The sequence below is a fragment of the Streptomyces aidingensis genome (assembly GCF_900112355.1).
Lineage (GTDB): Bacteria > Actinomycetota > Actinomycetes > Streptomycetales > Streptomycetaceae > Streptomyces > Streptomyces aidingensis.
The window spans coordinates 1-5,346 of the sequence record NZ_FOLM01000037.1; the positions used below are offsets into that span (position 1 = coordinate 1).

The following is a 5,346-nucleotide window of genomic DNA, read 5'->3' on the forward strand; positions in this document are numbered from 1 at the left end:
CTGGTGGACACCCGCAGGCTGGCGGACTGCTTCCCGGCGGTGGACTACTTCGAGAACAGCGGGCTGCCCTTCGTGGTGGCGCTGAACGGCTTCGAGGGCCGGCAGCCCTACAAGCCCGACGAGGTCCGCGAGGCCCTGCAACTCGGCCCGGACACCCCGGTGATCGCCACCGACGCGCGGCACCGCGCGGAGGCCAAGTCCACCCTGATCACCCTGGTCGAGCACGCGCTGATGGCCCGGCTGAACTAGCCCGGCCCGCCCTCGGCCCCTGCGGCACGACCGGCGGACGGCGCCCGGCGACGGGAGCCGTCCGCCGCTTCGTCCCGCCCCCGCGGCGCCCCGTGCGCGGGTGTTCCCGGCCACCCGCCGTCGCCCCGGCCACCTCGTTGATAACAGTTCGGCAGGCAATTGGCGGAAGCCGAGTACGTGCGGCAAGCGGCTCATTCCCCTCCGCGTACAAGCGGCCGGTTTTATGACGGCTGTATTCCGCTATGTCCAGGTTTTCCGTTGCTTTATTCCGTCCCGACAAGTCTCGCTCGGGGGATTGGAAACTGCGGCGCTGACGTGCTGGAATCCGAAGACTCCCGTAGAACCCAGCAGTAGTCACGGCCCCCAGGGGCATGCCGAGAGGTGAGAGGCCAGTGAGGCGCAGTACGACGACTCCCCCCTCAGCGGGGGAGTCGGGGAACCAGCGGACGGCCGCGCGGGGCGCCTTCACCCCGCGGCCGGCCGTGCCCGGTCCCCCGGCCGACACCGCCGAGCCGCCGCCGGCTCCCCCGGAGTCCGGAAGCCCGTGGAAACCCCGCAACTGGCGGGTGGCGGTCAAGCTCAACGCCATCCTGCTGATACCCGTGCTGGTCGCCCTGGTCTTCGCCGGACTGCGGGTCAACACCCACTACTCCACCTGGCGCGAGGCCCGCGAGGCCCAGCAGACCGCCGAGCTGGTGCAGGCGTCCACCGCCTATGCGCACGCCCTGCTCCACGAGCGGGACGTCACCGCCGAGCCGCTGCTCACCGGCGACACCGAGAACCCGGTGATCAGCGAGGCCCGGCGGGCCACCGACCAGGCCGCCGCGGACTTCGACCGGCTGGCGGCCGAGATGCCCGACCGGGCCGGTCTGGCCGGCCGTCTGGACATCATCAGCGCCGCCGAGGCCAAGCTGGACGCCCTGCGGCAGAGCGTCTACACCGAGGGCATGGAGGGCGTGCAGTCCGAGGAGGGCTACGTCGAGATCCAGAACCCGCTGATGTCGTTCTCCAACGAGCTGGGTCTGGGTTCCGGCAACGAGGCCGCCTACGGCCGCTCCGTCTACGCCGTCTCGCTGGCCAAGTCGGCCAGCTCGCTGCAACGTTCCATCGGCATCCACCTGCTGGTCGCCCCGGGCCCCACCGAGGCGGACGCGGCCCGGCAGAACCTGGCCTTCTCCTCCTACGCCTATCTGGAGGGCATCGCCCAGCGCGAGTATCTGCTGGCCGCCACGCCCGAGGACGCCGGCCTGCTGGAGGAGGCCCTGGGCACCGCCCAGCGGGCGGGCGCCCGCGGGGGCGGCCCCACCCTGGACGAGATGGTGCAGACCATCGCCTCCCAGCGCTTCACCCCGGAGGAACTGGCCCGCCAGGGCCTCACCCCCGAGGTGTGGTTCAACGCCACCACCGCCGAGTTCGAGGCGTACCGGGCGCTGGAACGGGAGCTGGTGGACCGGGCGGTGGCTGACGCCAAGGCCATCGCGGACGAGGCCCGCACCGACATGATCACCAACTCCGCGCTGGTGCTGGTGGCGCTGCTCAGCGCCTTTGTCGTGGCCGCGCTGATGGCCCGCTCCATGACCCTGAACATGCGGCGGCTGCGCGGCGCCGCCCAGGAGGTCGCCGAGAACAGGCTGCCCGCCCTGGTCGAGGACCTTTCCCGGACCGACCCGGGCCGGGTCGACACCCGGGTGCAGCCGATCCCGGTCTCCAGCCGCGACGAGCTGGGCGAGGTGGCCCGCGCCTTCGACCAGGTGCACCGGGAGGCGGTCCGGATGGCCGCCGAGCAGGCCCTGCTGCGCGGAAACGTCAATGCGATCTTCACCAACCTCTCCAGCCGCAATCAGGGCCTGATCGAGCGCCAGCTCCACCTGATCACCGAGCTGGAGAACAACGAGGCCGACCCGGAGCAGCTGGAAAGCCTGTTCCGGCTGGACCATCTGGCCACCCGCATGCGCCGCAACGGCGAGAACCTGCTGGTGCTCGCCGGTGAGGAGCCGGGCCGCCGCTGGACCGAGCCGGTGCCGCTGATCGACGTGCTCCGCGCCGCCGCCTCCGAGGTGGAGGACTACGACCGGATCGAGCTGGCCGGCGTCCACGAGAGCGAGATCCACGGCGCGGTCGTCAACGACCTGGTGCACCTGCTGGCCGAGCTGCTGGAGAACGCCACCGCGTTCTCCTCCCCGCAGTCCAAGGTGCGGGTCACCGCCACCCGGCTGCCGGACGGCCGGGTCATGGTGGAGATCCACGACAAGGGCATCGGCCTGACCGCCGAGGATTTCGCCGACATCAACCACCGGCTGGCCAACCCGCCCAATGTGGACGTCGAGGTCTCCCGCCGGATGGGTCTGTTCGTGGTCGGCCGGCTGGCCGGCCGGCACAACATCCGGGTGCAGCTGAGGCCCTCCGGCGAGCAGACCGGCACCACCTCGCTGGTCATGCTGCCGGAGGAGATCACCCATGGCGGCGGCGGCCAGGAGCCGCCGGTCGAGGACGAGTTCACCGTCTCCCGGATCGTGCCGGACGGCCCGTACGTGGAGGAGCTGCCGCCCATCGGCCTGGAGCCCACCGCCGCCGACCTCGGCTTCGACGACAGCCGGTACGAGCAGGGCGCCACCACGGGCACGTCCCGGCCGGCCGCCCTGGACCCGGTCGGGCGTTCGCTGCGGCGCGAGGAGCGGCGGGGCCGGCTGGAGGCACGGCAACAGGAGCAGCGGGAGAGCGAGACGCCCGTCATGGACCCGGAGACACAGGCCGCGTACGGCAACGCCCGCTATGTGGACGCCGCCTACGGAGACGAGACCACCCCCTTCCCCGACGGCCCGGCCGGCGAGCCCGGCCCGGGCCACGGTGAACCGGCCGAGCCCTACGCCGGCCGGCCCTACCCCGGTCAGCCCTCCCCGGACGGCCATGCCCCGGCCGCCGGCTGGGCGGCCGACGGCTCCGGCCCGGGTACGGGCCCGGGTGCGGGCGCGGGCTATGCGGAGCCCGGCTACGCAGAAGGAACCTTCCCGTCCGGGCGTTACCACGACCAGCCCTACGGCGCCGACCCCGCCGGCGCCGGACAGCACGCTCCCGGGTACCAGTCCGGCTACCCGCAGAGCGTGGACAACCGTGGCGCGTTCGAGACCGAATCGCAGCAGGCCGATACCGGAACGACGCCTCCCGCCGGGCCGCCTCAGCGCGTAGGCTTCAGCGGTGACGGACCAGTCTCGGGCCGCCCCGGCAGCACCACCAGCGCGGGCCTTCCGCGCCGTGCGCCCGCGCGCGGGCCCGAGGAGCGGCCGGCGGAGCGATCGGCGCGGACACCGCGGGAGGAGGCTGTGCAGCAGGCATCCGGCCAGGCGCCGGTCCGCGGCCCGCGCCGCGAGGCTTCGCAGAGCGGCGGCACCACCTCCTCCGGACTGCCCAAGCGGGTGCCCCGGGCCAATCTCGCCGAGCACTCGGTGCCGGCGCCGGCCACCGAGGGACCACAGATCTCCCGTGCCCCGGAGGACGTCCGGGGCCGGCTGAGCAGCCTCCATCGAGGCGTGCGCAAGGGGCGCGGCACCGGCACCGGTCGCCCGAAGAACGACCAACAGGGCTTCGGCCCCGGCAATACCTACGATCAGGAGCGTTAGTGTGAGCCCGATGAGCCAGGCGGCGCAGAACCTGAACTGGTTGATCACCAGTTTTGTGGACAACACCCCCGGTGTGTCGCACACGGTGGTGGTTTCCGCCGACGGCCTTCTGCTGGCGATGTCCGAGGGGTTCCCGCGTGACCGCGCCGATCAGCTGGCCGCGGTTGCCTCCGGACTGACCTCGCTGACGGCCGGTGCCTCGCGGATCTTCGAGGGCGGTCCGGTGAACCAGACCGTGGTGGAGATGGAGCGCGGCTTCCTCTTCATCATGTCGATCTCCGACGGGTCCTCGCTGGCCGTGCTGGCGCACCCGGAGGCGGACATCGGCCTTGTCGGTTACGAGATGGCCCTGTTGGTGGACCGCGCCGGCGCGGTCCTCACCCCGGAGCTCCGCAGCGAGCTCCAGGGGAGCCTGCTCAATTAGCAGACACCCCGTGCGGAACGCGCGCCCGCGCCATAAGGTGCGAGCACGCGACGTGGCGAGTGGTGCGGCATCCGCGGCACCACCGAGGGCAGTCGAGGAGGACATGTGGCAACGCCCCCAGCCGGTGCCTACGGCGATGAAAATCCGGGCCGGCCGCACCGTGGCGGCGGCCGGCACGGCCGCTTCAACTTCCCTTCGGCACCCTCCGGAGCGCACCCCGGCGGCCAGCCCCGGCGCGGCACGCCGCCGGGCGGGGCCGGCCGGAACGGCGGCGGCTCACCGGCTCCGCCGCCGCAGCAGCCGCTGGTGCGCCCGTACGCCATGACGGGCGGCCGGACCAGGCCGCGCTACCAGCTGGCGATCGAGGCACTGGTCTCCACCAGTGTCGAACCCGCCCGGCTCCAGGGACAGCTCCCGGAGCACCAGCGGATCTGCCAGCTCTGCTACGAGGTCAAGTCCGTCGCCGAGGTCTCCGCACTCCTCTCCATTCCCCTTGGCGTGGCCCGTATTCTCGTCGCCGATCTGGCCGAGGCGGGTCTCGTCGCCATTCATCAGCCGGGTCACGGCAGTGACCCGGGCGGTCAGCCAGATGTGACTTTGCTCGAAAGGGTGCTCAGTGGACTTCGCAAGCTCTAGCGGCGGGGGCGGTCCGGCTCCCGCCCGGTCGACCACGTCCGCGAAGATTGTGATCGCGGGCGGGTTCGGCGTGGGCAAGACCACGTTTGTGGGCGCTGTGTCGGAGATCAATCCGCTGCGTACCGAGGCCGTGATGACGTCCGCCTCGGCCGGGATCGACGATCTGACCCACACGGCGGGCAAGACCACCACCACGGTGGCGATGGACTTCGGCCGGATCACGCTGGACCAGGATCTGATTCTGTACCTGTTCGGTACGCCCGGTCAGGACCGGTTCTGGTTCATGTGGGACGATCTGGTCCGCGGTGCCATCGGCGCGGTGGTGCTGGTGGACACCCGCAGGCTGGCGGACTGCTTCCCGGCGGTGGACTACTTCGAGAACAGCGGGCTGCCCTTCGTGGTGGCGCTGAACGGCTTCGA

The 5,346-nt window shown here is 71.9% G+C and carries 4 protein-coding genes and 1 pseudogene; all 5 read left to right on the top strand.

The window, feature by feature from the left end; translation table 11 throughout:
- Nucleotides 1-249, top strand: a pseudogene (locus BM242_RS28240) (ATP/GTP-binding protein); the annotation flags it as partial.
- 392 nt (nt 250-641) lie between these two features.
- A complete protein-coding gene (locus BM242_RS28245; RefSeq protein WP_245834583.1) occupies nt 642-3,866 on the top strand; it encodes a sensor histidine kinase in 3,225 nt (1,074 codons plus the stop codon).
- A 10-nt stretch (nt 3,867-3,876) separates the two neighbouring features.
- Nucleotides 3,877-4,290 (top strand): roadblock/LC7 domain-containing protein, encoded by a 414-nt coding sequence (locus BM242_RS28250; RefSeq protein WP_093841796.1) that lies wholly within the window; start codon nt 3,877-3,879, stop codon nt 4,288-4,290.
- Between the two features lie 105 nt (nt 4,291-4,395).
- Nucleotides 4,396-4,926 (top strand): DUF742 domain-containing protein, encoded by a 531-nt coding sequence (locus BM242_RS28255; protein WP_093841797.1) that lies wholly within the window; start codon nt 4,396-4,398, stop codon nt 4,924-4,926.
- The coding region (locus BM242_RS28260; RefSeq protein ID WP_093841798.1) for a GTP-binding protein at nt 4,907-5,346 on the top strand (440 nt) is incomplete at its 3' end. The genes BM242_RS28255 and BM242_RS28260, both read left to right, overlap by 20 nt.

Coding starts and splice junctions, on each gene's coding strand:
- BM242_RS28250 (WP_093841796.1), top strand. CDS start 3,877: ATGAGCCAGGCGGCGCAGAACCTGAACTGGTTGATCACCAGTTTTGTG.